The following is a 22,158-nucleotide window of genomic DNA, read 5'->3' as shown; positions in this document are numbered from 1 at the left end:
CGATGCGCGACGACCGAACAGCCCGGCGAGGAATGGCATCCCGCGCCGGGCCTGATGGATCGCTTACTCCTGGGTTTCGCCGCGTTCACGGGCAATGGCGCGGTAGCCGATGTCCTTGCGGTAGAAGCAGCCTTCCCAGTCGATGGCAGCGGCAAGTTTGTAGGCCTGCTGCTGAGCTTCACCGACGGTGGCGCCCATGGCAGTGGCACACAGTACACGACCACCGGCAGTAACGACCTGACCGTCTTTCAGTGCGGTGCCGGCGTGGAAGACTTTGCCTTCCAGAGCTGCCGCCGCGTCCAGACCGTTGATCGCTGCGCCTTTGGCGTAGTCGCCCGGGTAGCCGCCAGCGGCCAGCACGATGCCAACGCTCGGACGCGGATCCCATTGCGCTTCAATCTTGTCCAGCGCTTGCGCCAATGCGGCTTCGACCAGCAGCACCAGGCTCGATTGCAGACGCAGCATCACCGGTTGGGTTTCCGGATCGCCGAAGCGGCAGTTGAACTCGATGACTTTCGGGTTACCGGCCTTGTCGATCATCAGACCGGCATAGAGGAAACCAGTGTAGACGTTGCCTTCGTCGGCCATGCCGCGCACGGTCGGCCAGATCACCTGATCCATCACGCGCTGATGCACGTCGGCGGTGACCACCGGGGCAGGGGAGTAGGCGCCCATGCCGCCGGTGTTCGGGCCGCTGTCGCCGTCGCCGACGCGTTTGTGGTCCTGGCTGGTGGCCATCGGCAGCACGTTCTTGCCGTCGACCATGACGATGAACGAGGCTTCTTCGCCGTCGAGGAATTCTTCGATCACCACACGTGAACCGGCGTCGCCAAACGAGTTGCCGGCGAGCATGTCACGCACGGCGTCTTCGGCTTCGGTCAGGGTCATGGCGACGATCACGCCTTTGCCGGCAGCCAGGCCATCGGCCTTGATCACGATCGGCGCGCCTTTCTCACGCAGATAAGCCAGGGCCGGCTCGATCTCGGTGAAGTTCTGGTAATCGGCGGTCGGGATCTTGTGGCGGGCGAGGAAATCCTTGGTGAAGGCTTTCGAGCCTTCCAGTTGCGCAGCACCGGCGGTCGGACCGAAGCAGTCCAGGCCACGGGAGCGGAACAGATCGACCACGCCAGCCACCAGCGGCACTTCCGGGCCGACGATGGTCAGGGAAACGTTTTTCTCGGCGAAGTCAGCCAGTTGCTCCAGCGCCAGCACGTCGATGGCGACGTTCTCGCACTTGGCTTCAGTGGCAGTGCCAGCGTTGCCCGGTGCAACGAAAACCTTCTGCACACGCGGATCCTGAGCCACTTTCCAGGCCAGAGCGTGTTCACGGCCACCGCTGCCAATGATCAAAACATTCATTTCAAAAACCTCGGATGACGCTAATTCTGTGGGGGCTGATCGTTCCCACGCTCCGCGTGGGAATGCCTCTACGGACGCTCCGCGTCCGAGGGACGCGGAGCGTCCCGGGCTGCGTGCCCACGCAGAGCGTGGGTACGATCAAGCAAAATAATCAGTGACGGAAGTGGCGCATGCCGGTGAATACCATCGCGATGCCGGCTTCATCAGCAGCAGCAATCACTTCGTTGTCACGCATCGAACCGCCCGGCTGGATCACCGCAGTGATACCGACCTTGGCCGCGTTGTCGAGGCCGTCGCGGAACGGGAAGAATGCGTCGGACGCCATGACCGAACCGGCTACTTGCAGACCGGCGTGCTCAGCCTTGATCGCGGCGATGCGGGCCGAGTTGACGCGGCTCATCTGGCCGGCGCCGACACCGATGGTCTGGCGATTCTTGGCGTAGACGATGGCGTTGGATTTGACGTACTTGGCGACTTTCCAGGCGAAGATCAGGTCGTGGATTTCCTGTTCGGTCGGTGCGCGTTTGGTCACCACTTTCAGGTCGTCGGCGCTGATCATGCCGATATCGCGGCTCTGCACCAGCAGGCCACCGTTGACGCGTTTGTAGTCCCAGGCAGCGGCGCGCTCAGCCGACCAGTCGCCGCAGGCCAGCAGGCGTACGTTGGCTTTCGCGGCAACGATGGCGCGGGCTTCTTCGCTGACGCTTGGGGCGATGATCACTTCAACGAACTGGCGCTCGACGATCGCTTTGGCGGTCTCGGCATCCAGTTCACGGTTGAAGGCGATGATGCCGCCGAACGCCGACTCGGTGTCGGTGGCGTACGCCAGTTCGTAAGCCTGACGGATGCCGCCTTCAGCGTCCGGGCTGACCGCCACGCCGCACGGGTTGGCGTGCTTGACGATCACGCAGGCTGGCTTGACGAAACTCTTCACGCATTCCAGCGCCGCGTCGGTGTCGGCGACGTTGTTGTACGACAGTTCCTTGCCTTGCAGCTGGGTCGCGGTGGCGATGCCGACTTCGGCAGGCTTGGCTTCCACGTAGAACGCCGCGCTCTGGTGCGGGTTCTCGCCGTAGCGCATTTCCTGAGCCTTGATGAACTGGCTGTTGAAGGTGCGCGGGAATTCGCTGCGACCTTCAGTGCTCAAGGTTTCAGCGGCCTGGTTCACGGTGCCCATGTAGTTGGCGATCATGCCGTCGTAGGCGGCGGTGTGTTCGAAGGCCTTGAGCATCAGGTCGAAACGCTGAGCGTAGGTCAGGCCGCCGGCCTTGAGGTTTTCCAGGACGTTGGCGTAATCGCTGGCATTCACCACGATGGCCACGTCTTTATGGTTTTTCGCTGCCGAACGGACCATGGTCGGCCCGCCGATGTCGATGTTCTCGATGGCGGTCGGCAGGTCGCAGCCTGGCTTGTTGATGGTCGCTTCGAACGGGTACAGGTTGACCGCTACCAGATCGATCGGCTTGATGCCGTGCTCGTTCATGATCGCGTCGTCAGTACCGCGACGACCGAGGATGCCGCCGTGGATTTTCGGGTGCAGGGTTTTCACCCGACCGTCCATCATCTCGGCGAAACCGGTGTAATCCGCGACTTCCACTGCGGCAACGCCGTTGTCACGCAGCAGCTTGAACGTTCCGCCGGTGGAGAGGATCTCGACGCCCAGAGCTTCGAGCTCCTTGGCGAATTCGAGGATCCCGGTCTTGTCGGAAACGCTGATCAAGGCGCGGCGGATCGGCAGGCGGGTAGTCTGGTCGGTCATCTCAATTTCCATCAAAAGCAAAGGAAGTCAGCAAAAAAGGCGACCGTTTTTTACGCGGGCGCCTTTCTGGTTTGATTGAATGCTTACAGCAGATCGTACTGCTTGAGTTTCTTGCGCAGCGTGCCGCGGTTCAGTCCCAGCAGCTCACTGGCCTTGGTCTGGTTGCCCTTGACGTAGTTCATCACGCTTTCGAGCAGGGGCGCCTCGACTTCGGACAGCACCAGGTTGTACACATCCGTGACGGACGCGCCCTCAAGGTGGGCGAAATAATTGTGCAGCGCCTTCTCGACACTCCCGCGAAGGGTCTGGCCTTCTTCGCTCGGCGTGTTGAGGTGCTGTTTCAAATTCACGTTGTCGCTCACGGGTGTTGTTCCACTCACTAAAGTCTCGGTCATCATCGTCATGCGGCCACCCCTTCTTCGTCCCCTGTCAGGCTCTTGTAACGCTCGGCGAAGAACTCCCGAACGTCGGCGCATTGTGTTTCCGTACCATCCAAACGATTGAAACGGGCGCGAAACTCCCTGGCGCCCGGCAAGGTTGCGAGATACCAGCCCACATGCTTGCGGGCAATGCGCACGCCCATCACGTCGCCATAGAAGGCGTGAAGGGCAGCCAGGTGCTCCAGCAGGATGCGTTCCACTTCGCTCAGTTCCGGCGCGGGCAATTTCTCGCCGGTGCGCAGGAAGTGATCGATCTCGCGAAAAATCCATGGCCGCCCTTGAGCGGCCCGGCCTATCAGCAGGCCATCGGCACCGGTCGCATCAAGCACGTATCGGGCCTTTTCCGGCGAATCGATATCGCCATTGGCAAACACCGGGATCGACACCGCCTGCTTGATCGCGGCAATCGTGTCGTACTCGGCTTCCCCTGTGTACAGATCGGCGCGCGTACGGCCATGTACGGCCAGCGCTGTGATCCCGGCCTGTTCGGCGATCTTCGCCACGTTCAGGCCATTCTTGTTTTCGCGATCCCAGCCGGTGCGGATCTTCAGGGTAACCGGCACATCAACCGCGGCCACTACGGCCTGCAGGATCTCGGTCACCAGTGCTTCGTCTTTCAGCAACGCGGAGCCGGCGGCCTTGTTGCAGACCTTCTTTGCCGGGCAACCCATGTTGATATCGATAATCTGTGCGCCCAACTCGACGTTGGCCCGTGCCGCATCGGCCAGCATCTGCGCGTCGCCACCGGCGATCTGCACCGAGCGCGGCTCGGGATCGCCTTCGTGGATCATGCGCATGCGTGACTTGCGCGTATTCCACAGGCTCATGTCGCTGGTGACCATTTCCGAGACTACAAGCCCTGCGCCCAGACGCTTGCACAGCTGACGAAAGGGCTGGTCGGTGACTCCCGCCATCGGGGCGAGAATCAAACCGTTCTGCAATGTATATGGGCCGATGCGTACCGCCGACATAGGACTTCCCTGAAGTGGGGCCGGATCATGAGAGTTCGAAAAAGGGTGGGCATGATACCCGCTCTCGATGACTGGTTAAAGGCTGAATTGAACAAAATCTGAACAGTTATTCTGTTATCGCCAACGGTTTGGTCGGCCGCGATCAGTCAGAAAAATGCCGTCAATCGGGAAACGCTGAAGCGGTTCATTCCGGTGAGTGGAAGTTCAGGCTGTAATTCACCGCTTTCGGCCCCGGATCGAGAATATCCAGGGCGATGTGGATCGGCGTCTGCGGCGGCATTTCCGCGAGGCCTTCGAGATCGCCGCTCAGGTACTCGCCGGGTTTGAAGCGACGACTGGCGATCAGATGACCGTTGAGGTCGGCAAAACGCAGTTCGAGCAACGGGAACGGCTGGGAAAACGTCGCCCGGTTGTAAATGATCGCATCGACCACCAGCGCCCCGCTGAATTCGGGATGGCTGCGCACCACCAGGTTGCTGCTCTTGATTTTGCCGATATCGACTTTCGACGGCACGGTGCAGCCAATCTGCGGGCAGATCTGCTGGAACCACGGTCGGTATTGATCCTGCCGCGCCAGTTCCTCGAAGTGATAGGCAACGTACTGAGCGGCAAGACCGCCGGCGGCCAGCAGCACCAGCACCAGCCAGAGCAGGCGCCGGCCCCAGGGCGAACGGCGTTGCTGCCAGTCCAGTTGCAGCGGGTCGTCGGTCAGATCCTGCAGGACCTCGGCGCGCACGCCGGGCTCGGCCCGTTCGCGTTTTTTGCGCGGCGAGGTGATCAATGGCAGAGCGTCGTCATCGCTGTCGTCGCTGGCCGAGAAGCGTTCGCGGCGGGCGGCCGGGTCAATCGGATCGTGCAGGCGCAGTTGCGGGATCGGCGGCTCGTCATCCAGATCCACCGGTTCCAGTGATAACGAGGGTTCGGTGCGCTCGGGTTCGAGGGTTTCGACGCCGTCGATATACGGTTCGACATCCGGCGCTGCGCTGCGCTCATCGGCAGGCTCACTGAACAGGCTGTCGGGCCATGTGCCTTCGTCCGGTTCCGGGCTGTCGCGCCGGGCGCTCAAGGATTCTTCGCGGGTACGGCCGAATTCGGCGGCCGGCTGGATTTCGCGCTGTTCGAGGCGGGCGAGTTCTTCGTCCAGATCGAGGCTGTCCAGATCCAGTTCCGACGCGCTCCATTGCTTCTGGCTAATGGCGCGCGGTGCGGGGATCTGTTCGACGACCGCAGAATCGCTGACAGGCGCGGGCGTTTCAGGCAGCGCTGGTGCGAGCGGCGTCACCGTGTCCTTGCCAGAATGTTGCTCGAGCAGCTGCTTGGCGGCATTGAACACTTGCAGGCAGGAGCCGCAACGAACCACGCCGCGCGCCACGCTCAACTGAGCATGGTTGACGCGGAAACTGGTCTGGCAATGCGGGCATTGGGTGACGAAACTGTCGGTCATGCGGCGATCCGGTTCAGGCAAGCGGTCATTTTAGCGCCGACGCCCGGTGATGCGCACCCAGCCGTCGCGATTGGCGATCGGGTCGAGCTCGAAGTCCTGCGCATAAGCTGCCGCTACTTCTTCGCCCTGCTCGGCGAGAATGCCCGACAACGCCAGGCGCCCACCGCTCTTGACCAGGCTGGACAGTTGCGGTGCCAGCGACACCAGCGGGCCGGCGAGAATATTGGCCACCAGTACGTCGGCCGAAATCTGCGGCAGATCCTCGGGCAGGTACAGCGGGAACAGCTCATCGGCAATGTTGTTGCGCCCGGCGTTGTCGCGCGAGGCTTCCAGTGCCTGTACGTCGATGTCGGTGCCCACGGCTTCCTTGGCGCCGAGCAGCAGGGCGGCAATCGCCAGAATCCCCGAGCCACAGCCGAAGTCGAGCACGTGGCAGTCTTTCAGATCCTGGCCGTCGAGCCATTCCAGGCACAGTGCGGTGGTCGGGTGGGTGCCGGTGCCAAACGCCAGGCCCGGGTCCAGCAGCAGATTGACCGCGTCAGGCTCGGGTGCGGCGTGCCAGCTCGGCACGATCCACAGGCGCTGGCCGAAACGCATCGGCTCGAAACCGTCCATCCAGCTGCGTTCCCAGTCCTGATCTTCGATGACTTCGCTGTGGTGCTCGGGCAACGGGCTGCCGGTCAGCAATTCCAGATGGGCCAGCACCGGTTCCGGTTCGGTACCGCCTTCGAACAGCGCCAGCAAGTGGGTGTGCGACCACAGCGGCGTGGTGTTGAGTTCCGGTTCGAAGATCGGCTGGTCTTCGGCGTCCATGAAAGTCACCGACACGGCGCCGACTTCGAGGAATGCGTCCTCGTAGGTTTCGGCTTGTTCCGGGGTGATGGCGAGACGGACTTGCAGCCAAGGCATGGCGGGCACCTTTGAAAATCTGTGGGGCAGCCCGAAGCTGCAAAAGCGCGCAGTTTACGCCAGGTCGCCGGCAAAGTGGACACACCGCTTGGCTGTTACACATTCGCGGCCGCGATATACATATGTATGGCCTGAGCACTTTTGTCGGCAAATAGAGTGAGCGCTCATCTCTACGCAACAAAAGGCTGGACGACATGGCGGATCAACAAGGGACTGTAGAAGAAAAACCACCGATAGCCGCTGCGTCTACGGGGTCGGTGCAGGAGATCCTGCTGCGCATCACGCGCTGGCAGGTGATGATCGACAAGCGCTTGAACAGCCAGATGACGTTGCTCGAGGCGCTGGAGCATTTCGCATTGACTGAACTGCGCAGGCATTACCCGGACGGTCATTTCGCCCCGGGCTTTGTGGTTGCCCTGCTTGACGCCATTCTGCAAAAGCTTATCGACGGCCGGCCAGTCATGTTCCTGGCGCTCCAGGACGCGCCATTTCGCTGGCCTGGGGGCGCCGATCCCGGTTTGCCGTCCAGCCGTCATGAGCATGTGATCCGGACGGTGGATAGCGTTTCGTTGCACTTTCTCGACCAGTACAAAAAATACCTGCGAGAACATTGGGCGACAAAAGGGCGGGAGGCGTTGTTCGATCGCCTGATCAAACGCAAGCTGCGGCGCTATATCAAAGACATCGAGTTGCTGTTGCGCCGTGACCAACTGGCGGGCCTGACACTGGATCAATTGCGCAGCAAAATCGACCGGGTTCAGGCCCGCAGCACGCGTCGGTATCGATTGACTGCCCTGGCAACCGGTGCAGAGAAAAAGATTCTCGAGGCGCATTCCTTTGCGCAACTGCCGTCATGGATGAAGGCGCTGAAGGAGCCGGATCGCGCCTTGTTGCGCGATTATCAGGAGCAGACCTCACTGGCCCAGGCAGCGCTCGATGACCTGCTGCTGGGCTACGGCTCGTTGCGCGACTTTGCCCGCCAGCAGGCCATCGAATACATTCAACTCAAGCTCGACATGACGGTTGAACCGGACCGGATCGACGTGCGGCTCAGATGGCGCTCGGCGGTCGGTGAGCCGACCCACAATCGCAGCCTCAGTGATCTGTTGGCATGCGGGCCGATCGGGCAGGACTTCGCAGCGGTCCTGGAGGTCAGCAGTCCTGCGCCCTTGCGCAACCAGTCACTGAAGCCAACATTCATTGCCGATATGCTGGCGGAACAGGATTATCCGGCGGACTACCTGCGCGTTCTCGCCGAACAGTACCAGCGTATAGAGGTGCAAAAGGCACTTGTCGACTGGTTTGCCGCACGGCTTCGGCAGAGCGCATTCGTCGCGCGCTGCGCAGCTCATCTGTCGGACTCCGACCATGAGCGTCTGGAGCAGTTGTGGACTGGGCACGCTATAAACAAACCGTTGCAAGTGGCCGCACTGACGCTGCCCAACGGCATGCAATGCGCCGATCTTCTGGTGTTCTACCAGGCAGAGACTGAGCAAGCGGTGAATAACCTGGTGCTGTACGCGCCCAACAAGCCGGACGGTCAGGAGTGGGTCCGGTTGCCTTCGATCGCGGCGTTGACCGGCGAAGTATGGAGCTGGACGCAGAGCGAATCCGGTCGTGAGTATCTGTTGCAGCAGCTTTCGCCGGCTGCACATCACCCTGCACGGGATTATCTGTTGGCCGCTGCGGCCAGCCCCGCTCTCTGGGGCATGCAGAGTGACCTTCGCCGAGCGCCCCTGCCGTTCACCGAATGCGTCGAAGCCGCTGCAAAAATGGGCCTGGCAAACAACCTGCAGCGGGTCGAGCAGGACAACTCGCTGCGCTGGTACACGACGCTCGGGCTCGAAGCTCGCCGGCGCATCAGCAGCCTCAATCAGGAACTGATCGTTCATCAGCAGGTGTTCAACGAGCTGCTGGGCGGTTTCGAGGTTTTCGTCGATTTCGCCAGGCGCACGGTTGCCGCAGCGATCACGCCCTATATGCGCAGCAAGAACGTGCTGGAACCGGTCGATCCGGCCACCGTGTTGATCGATTACAACCCTGGCGTCGCCGACCGCAGGAAGCAGCAGGTTGCCACGCTGCTCGACCTGGCCATTCACGGCTACGATGACAACTCCGGCATCGAACATCCGAAAAGAGGCGTGCGATCGTCGGTTGGCCAGGATCTGAGCCAGGTGCGCAGCGCCGATCTGGCGCTGTATCTGCGCCGGGCGTGGCTGGGTGAAAAATACGCCAGCGAGATCCGTGGCAAATATCTCGACCCGCGTGATGCTGCTTACGAACCGCGTCGCTTTGCCTACCGCAACGTGTTGCTGTCAAAGATGGACCGTGATTTGCGCGTGGCCAGAAGTCAGGCGCGATTGAGCGACGCGGTGTATTCAGCGCTGGTCCGTCAGGTCTCTCTGTTGAGCCAGGTGCCAGCGCCGGATACGCATTTTCCGGGCGCCAGCATGGTTGAAAGTGACGGCGTGTTCAGGTTCACCGTGCGCCATCACGTCGTGCTCGGGGTTTATGTCCTGACCTCGTACGATCCCGAGCCGTCCTGGTGGCTGTACACGCCTGATGCGCCCGACGGCATTGTGGTGCGTGCGTATCAGTCACTGTTCGGCGACATCGCCGGCGCTTTGCATGACTACTTGATGGCGCGTACGCCGGTTGCCGCGCGCAGCATCGTGTCGCGCACCCTGTATGCGATTGCGGCAAAAAAACAACGCGTCGATACGCTGTACGAAGCGCAGCGCCTGATTGACGCGCGCAGCGAGTTCAACGCGTACATCGAGCGCGCGGTCACGGATGTGCAGGACATCACCACCAGCCGCGCGCAAATTATCGAACGCCAAGTGGTCAAGGGGCTGATGTTTGCAGCTGCACCGTTTTGCATGGTGTTCCCTCCGTTTGCCTTGCTGCTCGATGTCGTGTTCATCGCCGTCAGCGCCGGTCAGGCGGTCGCTGCGCATCTGGAGGGTGACGTCGATGGCGCGCTCGGCCACTGGCTGGAGGCGTCGTGGGGCGCGTTGTTCGCTATGGTCGGCGCCGGCAGTGCGATCAAGTACCTGGGCGGTGCGGCCAGAAGTCTGAAGCACACCATGCGGCCGGTCTCGTTATTGTCAGAGCGTCTGAACGCCGTGGCTCCGCTGCGCAGGGAAGCACTGCCAGCGATCCGGGAAGTACGCTTCCATGCCAGGCAGGCCGTCAGCAAGGCGCCCGAGCGTTTGCAAAAGGTGACCGAAGAAGGCGTCTTTTTCGGCACATGGCGCAGTCCGCCCAGCGCTGCGCAGCCGCAACCGGCCTATTACATTCGCAACAAGGGCAAGTATTTCCTGGTCAGGGAAAATCCGCATTTTGGTGGGCTGAGCCTGGTCGATGCCCGTCGCCCGACCGCCATCTATCAGCAACCGATTCGGCTTGCTCCGGGGGGCAAGTGGACACACGCCAGGGTCGGGCTCACGGGTGGCAACGTGCGCAACCTTGGGCGCGTGAGCGATTTGAATGATGCTTTTCCTGGAGGTGTCAAGCCCGTGCTGAACCGCGGCGCGCTGCAGGGCGAAGCGGTGGTGGCGCATTTTCGTCCCGGATCGCCAGATAACTATCTGTTTTCGTTGAATGCGCAGAGTTGCGTCATCGCCTCGCTGTATAACCCGACGACAAGGGTGGGGGCGGTCATTCATTTTGATCACAATATTCGCCCGTTGATCGAGCGAAGTGTCACGCAGGTGCTGGAGCGTCTGGGGGGAACACCGCAGAACATTCGCGCTACGCTGGTGGGCGGCGACTGGCTGTCGGCGGGTGCTGACATCGGCGGTCCGGTCAGGCGCGTGTTGCGCGAACAGGGCCTGCAGCCGACCTGGGATTACTGGTCGTACTCGTCGTGCCTGGGCAACAGCTATGGCGTGGTGCTGAATCTGAACAATGGAGTCTCGAGAGTGTTCAAGCATTCCTCTGGTCAGATTGGCAGGCTGTACGACCCGCTTATCGCCAGATCGAGCTATGCCAAGGATAAGCTCTCGGTACGTGCCCGACACTTTACGAGACGGTTCACCCGCAGGCCGTTACATGAAAACGCCGCAGGAGCGGTGGTCGATGATGCTGGCCTGCGGGCATCTGCCACAATGATCGAGCAGCAGGCGTTCTCCACGGTAATGCTCTGATGGGTTTGTTGCAGGCATAAAAAAACCCGATCCGCAGGGATCGGGTTTTTCATGCCGCTTCAGCCTTACGACTGTTTGGCCAGCTTGTGCTCGAGGTAGTGAATGTTCACACCGCCCTTGCAGAAGCCTTCGTCACGAACCAGGTCACGGTGCAGCGGGATGTTGGTCTTGATCCCGTCGACCACGATTTCGTCCAGGGCATTGCGCATGCGTGCCATGGCTTCGTCGCGGGTTGCGCCGTAAGTGATCAGCTTGCCGATCAGCGAGTCGTAGTTCGGTGGCACGGCATAACCGCTGTACAGGTGCGAATCGACGCGAACGCCGTTGCCGCCTGGGGCGTGGAAATGCTTGACCGTGCCCGGGCTCGGCATGAAGGTCTTCGGATCTTCAGCGTTGATCCGGCACTCCAGCGAGTGACCGCGGATGACCACGTCATCCTGAGTGAACGACAGCTTGTTGCCAGCGGCGATGCTGAGCATCTCCTTGACGATGTCGATACCGGTGACCATCTCCGAAACCGGGTGCTCCACCTGAACACGGGTGTTCATTTCGATGAAGTAGAAACGGCCGTTCTCGTAGAGGAACTCGAAAGTACCGGCGCCACGGTAGCCGATGTCGATGCATGCCTTGACGCAGCGAGCCAATACTTCCTGGCGCGCCTTCTCGTCGATGCCCGGTGCTGGCGCTTCTTCGAGAACCTTCTGGTGCCGACGCTGCAGCGAGCAGTCGCGGTCGCCCAGGTGAATGGCGTGGCCCTGGCCGTCGGACAGTACCTGCACTTCGACGTGGCGCGGGTTGGTGAGGAATTTTTCCAGATAGACCATCGGGTTGCCGAACGCCGCGCCTGCTTCGGAGCGGGTCAGTTTCGCCGAGGCGATCAGGTCTTCTTCCTTGTGCACCACGCGCATGCCGCGACCACCACCGCCACCGGCGGCCTTGATGATCACCGGGTAGCCGACTTCACGACCGATGCGCAGCGCCGTTTCTTCGTCTTCCGGCAGCGGGCCGTCAGAACCTGGAACGGTCGGTACGCCTGCTTCGATCATCGCGTGCTTGGCCGATACCTTGTCGCCCATCAGGCGAATGGTGTCGGCTTTCGGGCCGATGAAGGCGAAGCCGGAGTTCTCGACCTGCTCGGCAAAATCGGCGTTTTCCGCGAGGAAACCGTAGCCTGGGTGAATGGCGGTAGCGCCGGTCACTTCAGCGGCAGCGATGATGGCCGGAATGTGCAGGTAAGACTGAGCGGCGGACGCCGGGCCGATGCAGACGGATTCGTCTGCCAGACCCAGGTGCATCAGCTCTTTGTCGGCCTTGGAGTAAACGGCGACGGTCTTGATGCCCATCTCTTTGCAGGCACGCAGAATCCGCAGGGCGATCTCACCGCGGTTAGCGATCAGAACTTTTTCCAACTTCGCAGTCATCAAAGGCTCTCCGCGGTTCAAACGATGGTGAACAGCGGTTGGTCGTACTCAACCGGCTGGCCGTCTTCGACGAGGATGGATTCGATCACACCGCTGGTTTCAGCTTCGATGTGGTTCATCATCTTCATGGCTTCGACGATGCACAGGGTGTCGCCTTTCTTCACGGTCTGGCCGACTTCAACGAAGGCTGGCGAGGTTGGCGAAGATTTGCGGTAGAAGGTGCCGACCATCGGCGAACGGGCAACGGTGCCGTTCAGCGCGGGTGCAGCAGCGGCAGCCGGAGCAGCGGCAGCGACTGGCGCGGCAGCAGGGGCAGCGGCCGGAGCCTGCATCGGGGCTGGCGCGTAGTACTGCTGTGCCGGGGTCTTGCTGTGACGGCTGATGCGTACGGACTCTTCGCCTTCCTTGATCTCGAGCTCGTCGATGCCGGACTCTTCCAGCAATTCGATCAGTTTCTTAACTTTACGGATATCCATGAATCATCAACTCCCAAGGGTCGGTCAGGGGCGTATAGCTTGGTGTTCAAGCTGCTCTAGTGCGGCCTCCAGGGCCAGTCGGTAACCGCTGGCGCCAAGGCCGCAGATCACTCCTACCGCTACATCGGAGAAGTAGGAGTGATGGCGGAAAGGTTCGCGCTTGTGCACGTTGGACAAATGCACTTCGATGAATGGGATGCTCACTCCCAGCAGCGCGTCACGTAATGCGACACTTGTGTGCGTAAAAGCCGCCGGATTGATCAGAATGAAGTCCACGCCTTCACCGCGCGCAGCGTGGATGCGATCGATCAATTCGTACTCGGCGTTGCTTTGCAGATGCAGCAGATGATGGCCGGCTTCACGGGCGCGCCGCTCCAGATCCTGATTGATCTGCGCCAGGGTCGTCGACCCGTAGGTCCCCGGTTCCCGGGTGCCGAGCAGGTTCAGGTTGGGGCCGTGCAGCACCAATAGCGTTGCCATCTGCGTTGTCCTTGTTATCAATGAGCAGTCGTCAGAACCCGGCGACTATGCCGCAAAGCCTTTGTGACTGTCCAGTTCCATGCAATAGGCGGCACGATGGGCGATGTTTGCGCGAAATTTGTGACCGAGGATCAGGATCCGGTCACTTGTAATGACAGGGCCGCCGCCTTCGCGAGCAGGCTCGCTCCCACAGGGGTATGCATTCCAATGTGGGAGAGCCTGCTCGCGAAGGTGGTATGTCAGACGCGGAAGGCCTGAACGGCCGTATGCAATTGGCCGCCGAGAATCAACAGGTTCTCGCCCTGTTCGCGCCCTTGGCCGATGCGCAGCAGGTTATCCCCACCCAATTGATGAATGCGCTCGCTGTGATCGCGGATCTCGCTGACCGCGCCACTTTGCTGCGCGGTGACATCGGCGATGCGCACGGCGGTATCGGCGATGGTCTGGATCGCGCCGACGATTTTGTCCAATGCGCCGTCGGCCGCCTGCGCCTGATTGGCCGTGGCTTCGGCGTGTTCGACCTGCGCGCGCATGCCTTCGACCGATTGCCGCGCGGCGGTCTGCAGGCCGGCGATCAGCGTCTGGATTTCTGCCGTGGCCCCAGCGGTACGTTGTGCCAGCGAGCGCACTTCCTCGGCGACTACGGCGAAACCACGGCCCATCTCCCCGGCGCGGGCCGCCTCGATTGCGGCGTTCAGGGCGAGCAGATTGGTCTGATCCGCAATCGAACGAATCACCGTCAGCACGCCGCCAATGGTTGCCGACTCTTCGGCCAGATGTTCGATCATCTGCGCATTGCCTTGAACTTCACCGACCAGCGCATGCAGCCCGGTCAGGCTCTGGCCGATTACAGCCTGCCCATGCTCGACGGCCAGACCGGCATGACGGCTGGCGTCTGCAGCCTGGCGGGCATCGCCGGCCACTTGCTGAATGGTCGCCTCGAGTTCACCCAGCGAGTCGCGAATCAGCGCGGTATCGCCGGCCTGATGCTCGGCGCCGCTGTGCAGGTCATTGCTCAGTTCCGCAAGGGTGCGGCTGCTGCCCGCGACTTGCTCGGCGTTGCCGCGAATGGTGCCGACCAGATCCACCAGATAGGCGCGCAAGCGATTGAGCGACGCTTCGATGTCGTGCAATTCGCGATTGGTCTTGCCCAGTTGGATGTCGCGACTGAAATCGCCCTCGGCCCAAGTCGACAATGCCGGGGCGAGGTTGGTCAGGGTGCGGGCCAGGCGCCGCTGCAAGGTATCGATGAGCAGGGCGATCAGCAGAATCAGGCCGATCATCACACCTTGCATCATCCGCACTTCGCCCTGGATCTGCCCATGTTGCGCGCGTACCACCGGTTCGAGGCCGGCGATGGCGTGCTGCACGCTGGCGATTTTTTCGTGGGTGGCGGCGCTGAGATCGGCGCGTTTCTGGATCTGTTCGCGGGTGCGCGCCAGTTCCGCCGGATAGCGGCCAAGCAAACTGTTCAGTTCACGTTTAAGGGCGACACCGGCATCTTCGGCGGCAGCTTTGTCGGTGTTTTCGATGCCCATCAGTGCGGCAAAATCGTCACTGCTCGATTCGTTGCTGGCGACCACACCGAGCAAGGGCAGGGCATCAATGGCTTCGGCCTGGGCGCGCATGTTGCTCACTTCGCGCTCGACATCGGCAGCCAGTTCACTGCGCCCGCTGCTGACCAGTTTGTCCCGCGCCAGCGACAGTTTGCCCAGATGCTGCGATGCGGCGAGCAGTGGTGCGAGGTAGGCGGCGTTGCCATTGGCGTAGGTGTTGAGCTGGTCGAGGCTGGCGCTGAGTTCGCGTTCGGCCTGCAACAGCAGCGCCTGCGGATCGCCGGCCAGTTTGCCGGCGGCGAGCAGGTCGGTTTTGCTGAATTCATCAAGGCTCGACAGGCTTGGCTGCACGCTGTCGGCCAGCGCCGGGGGCAGCTCACCCAGTTGCTTGTGCACGCTGTCGATGGCCTGGGCGGCGCTGCTCAGGCGCAGCGCGTCACCGCTGGCGAGGTAATCCTCAACGTTGCGCGCCACCTCGTTCTGAAATTGTTGCGACAGCCCGAGGTAACGCTCCATCAAAAGATAGGGGCGTTCGAGGGCTTTTTGCGACCACCACAGCGTGGCGCCAAGGGCCACGCAGACGGCGACCAGCAGCAAGGTATTGAGATTGGTGAGCAACTTCAGGCGCATGACGGCTACCAACGGCAGGAATGGTAAGCGCCTGAATTTATTGCGGTTCTATTACAAGGTTATGACCGAATCAGTGGATTCCGATGAAAAAGTGGCACTTTGCTTTGACTGCCGCGCGGTCTGCACCCGATTGCGTCCGGCACCTTTGGCGCGGTACAGCGCCTCGTCGGCCTGGCTGGCCATCATCAGGCTGTCGGAGTCATCGCACATTTCCACCACGCCGGCGCTGAAGGTGCACCACAGATCCTGCGGCTGCGCCGGGTAATGAATCTCGGCGAAGCGCTGACGAATTTCGTCGAGGACTTTGTGCGCTGCGTCGATATCGGTGTCGGGCATGACGATGGCGAACTCTTCGCCGCCGTAACGGCCGATGAAGTCGGTCTTGCGCAAACGCTGCTTGAGAAACAGCGCCAGGCTCTTGATCACACGGTCGCCCATCGGGTGGCCGTGGCTGTCGTTGACCCGTTTGAAGTGATCGATATCGAGCATGGCAAAGCTCAGCGGCTTGTTCTCGCGGCGCGCACGGAACGAGCAGTCTTCGAGCAATTGCAGGATGTGCGTGTGGTTGTACAGGCCGGTGAGGCTGTCGCGAACCATCCGCGCCTTGAGATTGCGCGCCCGCGCGGCGCGGTTGCGCACGGTGGTGATCAGGTGTCGCGGTTTGATCGGCTTGGTCAGGAAGTCATCGCCGCCCTCGCTCATGGCGTCGAGCTGCTTGTCCAGATCGTCCTCGGCCGACAGGTAAATGATTGGCACGCTGACGTAGCGGTCGTTGTGACGGATGACTTTGGCCAGCTCGGTGCCGGTGCAGGCCGGCATGTACATGTCGAGGATGATCAGGTCCGGCTGGAAATCCGCCAGTTCGGCCATTGCCTGAATCGGTTCGATCAGGGTGCGGGTGACAATCCCGGCGCTGTTGAGCAGGCGCTCGGTGTGCAACGCCTGGGCGCGCGAGTCGTCGATGATCAGCACTTTATAGGGCTCGTACTGAGCGACGCAGGTCAGCACTTCGATTTTTTCCAGCAGGCTCGAGGCTTCGAGCGTGCCGGTGAGGAATTCCTGGCCACCGGCGCGCACGGCGGCGAGGCGGGTCGGGGTGTCGGTTTCGTGCAGGCTGAAGAACAGCAGCGGCAGCGGTTCTTCGAGGCCGACCTGAGCTTCGGCGGCGAGTTTCAGGCCGATGCCGGGGCCACTGAAATCCACGTCCATGACAATCGCCGCGGGTAAGCGCTCGACCATCGACGAGCGAAACGCAGCGACACTGTCCAGTGCCTGCGCGCTGAGGCCAAAGAATTCGAGCTGCTTGGCCAGGCGTTCGGCGCGGTCGTGATCCTGCAACATCACGTAGATCGGCTTGCGCAGCGGCGGCAGGAACGTCTGGTCGAGCTGATCACCATGGCGCAGGCCGGTGCGCGAAAGGCGCTGCATCAAGCGATTCAGATCAGTGATCAGGCCGCTGCTGAGGCGCCCACGGTTGGCATCCACCGCTTGCAGCGACTGGCTGATGTGGTGCGCCAACTGAGTGTGTTCCGGCTGTTCGAAACGCTCGGCAAAACGCAGCAGACGCAGATTCGCCTCGCTCAGTTCGGCGAGATCGACGGTGGACCACTCGCTACGTTGCAGGCGCTGCCATATCTCAAGAATCTGACGTGCCTGATGAATTACCCGCTGGGCAAAGTGGTGCTTGAGACGCTCACGGCTGGGGTCTTCTGGCTCGGTCATATCCTGACTACTAGTTAGGGTGCATGCTGAGATCGACTGGTGGCTCTATGCTAGCACCTCTTTTCCCTTAGACGAGTGTCGTACGTCAATAATCTGCTGGACGACACGATTCAGTTTCTGACCGGGTGGTTTTCTCATGCACTTGCAGGTCAGTCAGATGCCCGAAATCCGGACGCTTGCCTTGAAGGGCAGGGCAGAACAGTCGGGAATTTGTACATCGCTGCTCGGGCCGAACCCGGATCAGAGTTCACTGCGTTGCTGGCGTTGCCCTATCAGGGAATCCCTTAGTGTGTCGCGAAGCGTCATCGGGCCGCACCATTTGCGGCTTATCGTTAGCGACGGGTGCCCGGCCTTGGCACGTTGTTGTATGGTTGTGGTCGAACCGTTGAACCCAAGTGATTGAAAGGATATCGCCATGCTGGACTGGAAAAACCGCGCGGGCAGCGCGCCTGAACGTGCCGCCGAGCCCAAGTCGGCCACCCGCAGCTATGTCGGCGGGCTGCTGTTCAGCCGGGCGCTGGCCACAGTGGTTGGTCTGTATTTGCTGGTCACCATCGCGCTGGGCTGGTACTGGAGCCAGGAACCGGATCTGTTTCCGGTGGCGCAGAACGCCCAGGTGGCTGCCGAGAAAGAGGGCAAGCAAATGGTGGTCGGCTACACCACGGTCGAAACCCTGAAGACCGTTGCCGGCACCTTGCTCAACAAGCCGGGCGGTTACATTTCCAATGACCGTTTCCCGCCGGGCCTGTGGATGGACAACACGCCGAGCTGGGAATATGGCGTGCTGGTGCAGGTGCGTGACCTGACCCGCGCCCTGCGCAAGGATTTTGCCCGTTCGCAATCACAGTCCGCCGAAGACGCCGATCTGGCCAAGGCCGAACCGCGCTTCAACTTCGACAACAAGAGCTGGGTGCTGCCGTCCAGCGAGTCGGAATACCAGGAAGGCATCAACTCCCTGAGCCGCTATCAGTCGCGCTTGTCGGATCCGAATCAGAAAAACGCGCTGTTCTACGCCCGCGCGGACAACCTCAACAACTGGCTGGGCGATGTCGGTACCCGTCTCGGCTCGTTGTCGCAACGCCTGTCGGCCAGTGTCGGTCGGGTCAAGCTCAATACTGCGCTGAAGACCGAAGTTCCGGCAGTCGGCGAAGTGCCGCAGGTTGACGAAGAAGTCGTGGAAACCCCGTGGATGCAGATCGACAACGTGTTCTACGAAGCACGCGGTCAGGCCTGGGCACTGTCCCATCTGCTGCGCGCCATCGAAGTCGACTTCGCCGATGTGCTGGCGAAGAAGAACGCCACCGTCAGCGTGCGCCAGATCATCCGTGAGCTGGAGGCTTCGCAAGAGCCGGTGTGGAGCCCGATGATCCTTAATGGCAGCGGTTTCGGCGTATTGGCCAACCACTCGCTGGTCATGGCCAACTACATTTCCCGGGCCAACGCTGCGGTGATCGACTTGCGTCAACTGCTCAATCAGGGCTGATACGTGAGCCAGAGCACAAGAGAGGCGGCCCATCGCGCCGCCTCGGACGCCGAACAGATCGCCTGGGTCGACGAGCAGGACAACTTGCTCGGCGCGCTGGTGCGCTCCGATTTGCGCGAGCGCGGGCTGATTGGCCGTGGCACCTACATCATGCTGTTCAATTCCGCCGGTGAGCTGTGCGTGCACCGGCGCACGTTGAGCAAGGCGATTTATCCCGGTTACTGGGATGTTGCTGCAGGCGGCATGGTCCAGGCCGACGAAAGTTATGCCGAGTCGGCGGCGCGCGAGCTTGCGGAAGAGCTGGGCGTCAGCGGCGTCGAACTCACCGCTCACGATCACTTCTACTTCGAAGACACCGGCAACCGTCTGTGGTGTTCGGCGTTTTCCGCCGTGTGGGACGGGCCGCTGAAATTGCAGCCGGAAGAAGTCCTCGAAGCGCGATTCATCCCCGTCGAACAGGTCATGCGCGAAATCAGCGAAAAGCCTTATTGCCCGGACTCTCTGGCCGCGCTGAAGCGCTATCTCAAGGCGCAGCAAAGCAACGTCGCAAAGAACACATGAATTGGCGCCGATTGGCACTTAGCAATCGCGATTTTTGCCGTTACACTGCGCGACCTTTTCAAACTGCACCGAACGCTTCCCAAAAAGCGCCGATGCAGTAGCGCTGCCCCTGCCTGAGTGGGGCTTCGCGGTCGCTGACCTTGCCCAAGGTTGCGATCAGTCTTTGTCCTCCCGAGAGGATTGCCGGTGGCCAAGAAAGCCGCATCCTTCGCCGCCCTGGGCGGCCTGGTATTTTCCACCGACGCAGGTCGTCATTGCCCGGAATGCAGCAAGCCGGTGGACGCCTGTATCTGCAAACAAACCGTGATCCCGGCCGGTGACGGCATTGCCCGCGTGCGTCGCGAAAGCAAAGGGCGTGGCGGCAAGACGGTGACCACCATCACCGGCGTGCCCCTGGCCGAAGACGCGCTCAAGGAGCTGGCGACGACGTTGAAGAAACGTTGTGGCACCGGCGGGGCGCTGAAGGACGGCATCATCGAAATCCAGGGCGATCACGTCGAGCTACTCTTGGCAGAGCTGATCAAGCACGGTTTCAAAGCGAAGAAATCCGGCGGCTAGCAGCCTCTGTGAAACCCTCCGGCGGCTTGATCCGGCTTCGAGTGTTCTCGGATCCGGCGTCGTCGCCATGGTTTTCACAGAGCCTGTTCATGACCGGTTTCTAAACTCCACGCAGTCAGTGCGGTCTACCGCCGCACTGACGAACCGTCATTTTCATTCTTTAGACTGCGCCGGCCTGAACGTCAGGCGACGCACTCTGACTTCTTTATAGGGGACTTCGATGTCCGTACGACGCACACGTAAAGACGATGGCAGCCAATGGACAGTTGCGGACAGCCGCAGCGTTTACGGGATTCGCCATTGGGGGGCCGGGTATTTCGCGATCAATGAAGCCGGTCGCGTCGAAGTACGTCCGAACGGCCCGAGCAGCTCGCCTATCGATCTGTTCGAACAAGTCGACCAACTGCGCAAGAGCGGTTTGTCCTTGCCGCTGCTGGTGCGGTTCCCCGACATCCTGCAAGACCGTGTCCGTCAGTTGACCGGTGCTTTCGATTCGAACATCGAGCGCCTGGAATACCAGAGCAAATACACCGCGCTGTACCCGATCAAGGTCAACCAGCAGGAAGCGGTGATCGAGAACATCATCGCCACCCAGAACGTCTCCATCGGTCTGGAAGCCGGCTCCAAGCCTGAGCTGCTGGCGGTGCTGGCGCTGGCGCCGAAGGGCGGCACCATCGTCTGCAACGGTTACAAGGACCGCGAGTTCATCCGGCTGGCGCTGATGGGCCAGAAGCTCGGCCATAACGTGTTCATCGTCATCGAGAAAGAATCCGAAGTCGGCCTGGTGATCGAAGAAGCCGCCTCGCTGAAGGTCAAGCCGCAGGTGGGCCTGCGCGTGCGCCTGTCGTCGCTGGCCTCGTCGAAATGGGCGGACACCGGTGGCGAGAAATCCAAATTCGGTCTGTCGGCGGCGCAACTGCTGTCGGTGGTCGAGCGCTTCCGTGGCGCCGGCCTCGATCAGGGCATCCGCCTGCTGCACTTCCACATGGGTTCGCAGATCGCCAACCTCGCTGACTATCAGCACGGTTTCAAGGAAGCGATCCGTTACTACGGCGAATTGCGCAACCTCGGTCTGCCGGTGGATCACATCGACGTCGGCGGCGGCCTCGGTGTCGACTACGACGGTACCCACTCGCGCAACGCCAGTTCGATCAACTACGACATGGACGATTACGCCGGTGTCGTGGTCGGCATGCTCAAGGAATTCTGCGACGCGCAGAGCCTGCCACATCCGCACATCTTCTCCGAAAGCGGCCGCTCGCTGACGGCGCACCACGCAATGCTGGTGGTGCAGGTCACCGACGTCGAGAAACACAACGACGAAATCCCGCTGATCGAGAACAAGGAAAGCCTGCCGGAAACCGTGCAGTGGCTGGTCGATCTGCTTGGCCCGACCGACATCGAAATGGTCACCGAAACCTACTGGCGCGCCACCCACTACATGAGCGACGTCGCCGCGCAGTACGCCGACGGCAAGCTGACCCTGGCGGAAAAAGCCCTGGCCGAGCAATGCTACTTCGCCGTGTGCCGTCGCCTGCACAACTCGCTGAAGGCGCGTCAGCGTTCGCACCGCCAGGTGCTCGACGAACTCAACGACAAGCTGGCCGACAAGTACATCTGCAACTTCTCGGTGTTCCAGAGCCTGCCGGACACCTGGGCGATCGATCAGGTGTTGCCGATCATCCCGCTGCATCGCCTCGACGAAGAGCCGCTGCGCCGCGCGGTGCTGCAGGATCTGACCTGCGACTCCGACGGCAAGATCAACCAGTACGTCGACGAGCAGAGCATCGAAACCAGCCTGCCGGTGCATGCGTTGAATGAAGGCGAAGATTACCTGCTGGGCGTGTTCCTGGTCGGCGCCTACCAGGAAATCCTCGGCGACATGCACAACCTGTTCGGTGACACCGATTCGGTGAACATCTACCAGAACGCCGACGGCAGCGTGTACCACGCCGGTATCGAGACCCACGACACCATCGAAGACATGCTGCGTTACGTGCACTTGTCGCCGGAAGAACTGATGACGCACTACCGCGACAAGTGCGCCAGTGCCCGCATCAGTGCCAGCGAGCGCACGCAGTTCCTCGATGCCTTGCGTCTGGGCCTGACTCGCTCCTCCTATCTGTCTTCCTGAGACCCGATAGCGTTCCGCCCGGGTTGTCCGATTTTTTTCCGCAAGCTGTGGAAAATTCGGACAACCCGGTGGGACATCTCCTGATTTTTTCCCGAAAACCTGTGCTA

At 61.3% G+C, this 22,158-nt stretch carries 16 protein-coding genes; 5 read left to right on the top strand and 11 right to left on the bottom strand.

The features are described 5' to 3' along the window. Positions 1–63 precede the first annotated feature (63 nt). The 6 genes from purD to prmA all read right to left on the bottom strand — a co-directional run bounded on the left by purD (position 64) and on the right by prmA (position 6,882). Entirely contained in the window at positions 64–1,359 is a 1,296-nt protein-coding gene (gene purD, locus ACYSTU_RS08120; protein ID WP_498997345.1) for a phosphoribosylamine--glycine ligase, read from the bottom strand. 151 nt (positions 1,360–1,510) lie between these two features. Then, positions 1,511–3,118 carry a bifunctional phosphoribosylaminoimidazolecarboxamide formyltransferase/IMP cyclohydrolase gene (purH, locus tag ACYSTU_RS08115; RefSeq protein ID WP_498997343.1) on the bottom strand — a complete coding sequence of 536 codons (1,608 nt, stop codon included), beginning with the start codon at positions 3,116–3,118 and terminating at the stop codon, positions 1,511–1,513. Positions 3,119–3,201: 83 nt separating this feature from the next. Then, the gene (fis, locus tag ACYSTU_RS08110; RefSeq protein ID WP_002555375.1) at positions 3,202–3,522 is read right to left on the bottom strand and encodes a DNA-binding transcriptional regulator Fis; all 321 of its coding nucleotides are present in this window, start codon (positions 3,520–3,522) and stop codon (positions 3,202–3,204) included. Further along, entirely contained in the window at positions 3,519–4,529 is a 1,011-nt protein-coding gene (gene dusB, locus ACYSTU_RS08105; RefSeq protein WP_016771866.1) for a tRNA dihydrouridine synthase DusB, read from the bottom strand. The genes fis and dusB overlap by 4 nt, the downstream gene beginning before the upstream one ends. A 184-nt stretch (positions 4,530–4,713) precedes the next feature. Beyond that, complete coding sequence (locus ACYSTU_RS08100) at positions 4,714–5,973, bottom strand: DUF3426 domain-containing protein (protein ID WP_498997340.1); 1,260 nt, start codon at positions 5,971–5,973, stop codon at positions 4,714–4,716. A 30-nt stretch (positions 5,974–6,003) separates the two neighbouring features. Next, complete coding sequence (gene prmA / locus ACYSTU_RS08095; protein ID WP_498997338.1) at positions 6,004–6,882, bottom strand: 50S ribosomal protein L11 methyltransferase; 879 nt, start codon at positions 6,880–6,882, stop codon at positions 6,004–6,006. A gap of 194 nt (positions 6,883–7,076) precedes the next feature. Between prmA and ACYSTU_RS08090 the strand changes: the two genes are divergently transcribed. Further along, entirely contained in the window at positions 7,077–11,030 is a 3,954-nt protein-coding gene (locus ACYSTU_RS08090; RefSeq protein WP_498997336.1) for a type III effector 1, read from the top strand. A gap of 65 nt (positions 11,031–11,095) precedes the next feature. Here ACYSTU_RS08090 and accC read toward each other — a convergent pair whose 3' ends face one another. The 5 genes from accC to gcbA form a co-directional block, all read right to left on the bottom strand. Beyond that, entirely contained in the window at positions 11,096–12,451 is a 1,356-nt protein-coding gene (gene accC, locus ACYSTU_RS08085) for an acetyl-CoA carboxylase biotin carboxylase subunit (RefSeq protein WP_024011424.1), read from the bottom strand. Between the two features lie 17 nt (positions 12,452–12,468). Beyond that, positions 12,469–12,927 carry an acetyl-CoA carboxylase biotin carboxyl carrier protein gene (gene accB, locus ACYSTU_RS08080; protein WP_016771862.1) on the bottom strand — a complete coding sequence of 153 codons (459 nt, stop codon included), beginning with the start codon at positions 12,925–12,927 and terminating at the stop codon, positions 12,469–12,471. A gap of 24 nt (positions 12,928–12,951) precedes the next feature. Beyond that, positions 12,952–13,407, bottom strand: a complete 456-nt coding sequence (aroQ, locus tag ACYSTU_RS08075; RefSeq protein ID WP_016771861.1) for a type II 3-dehydroquinate dehydratase — start codon at positions 13,405–13,407, stop codon at positions 12,952–12,954. 239 nt (positions 13,408–13,646) lie between these two features. Continuing rightward, entirely contained in the window at positions 13,647–14,690 is a 1,044-nt protein-coding gene (locus ACYSTU_RS08070; RefSeq protein ID WP_498998123.1) for a methyl-accepting chemotaxis protein, read from the bottom strand. Positions 14,691–15,644: 954 nt separating this feature from the next. Then, positions 15,645–17,315, bottom strand: coding sequence for a diguanylate cyclase GcbA (gene gcbA / locus ACYSTU_RS08065; protein ID WP_016771860.1), 1,671 nt, complete (start codon positions 17,313–17,315; stop codon positions 15,645–15,647). A 415-nt stretch (positions 17,316–17,730) separates the two neighbouring features. On the opposite strand from gcbA, the gene ACYSTU_RS08060 reads away from it, so the two are divergent. The 4 genes from ACYSTU_RS08060 (at position 17,731) to speA (ending at position 22,051) form a co-directional block, all read left to right on the top strand. Beyond that, positions 17,731–18,798, top strand: coding sequence for a DUF2333 family protein (locus ACYSTU_RS08060; RefSeq protein WP_207809465.1), 1,068 nt, complete (start codon positions 17,731–17,733; stop codon positions 18,796–18,798). 3 nt (positions 18,799–18,801) lie between these two features. Further along, a complete protein-coding gene (locus ACYSTU_RS08055) occupies positions 18,802–19,359 on the top strand; it encodes an NUDIX hydrolase (RefSeq protein ID WP_125926231.1) in 558 nt (185 codons plus the stop codon). 186 nt (positions 19,360–19,545) lie between these two features. After that, positions 19,546–19,917, top strand: coding sequence for a translation initiation factor Sui1 (locus ACYSTU_RS08050; RefSeq protein ID WP_007914613.1), 372 nt, complete (start codon positions 19,546–19,548; stop codon positions 19,915–19,917). 220 nt (positions 19,918–20,137) lie between these two features. After that, entirely contained in the window at positions 20,138–22,051 is a 1,914-nt protein-coding gene (speA, locus tag ACYSTU_RS08045; RefSeq protein WP_016771856.1) for an arginine decarboxylase, read from the top strand. The last annotated feature ends 107 nt before the right edge of the window (positions 22,052–22,158 follow it).

It is taken from the genome of Pseudomonas glycinis (genome assembly GCF_054871425.1).
The sequence above is the reverse complement of the archived record's forward strand: the minus strand, read 5'-3'. Positions and strand labels throughout refer to the sequence as shown.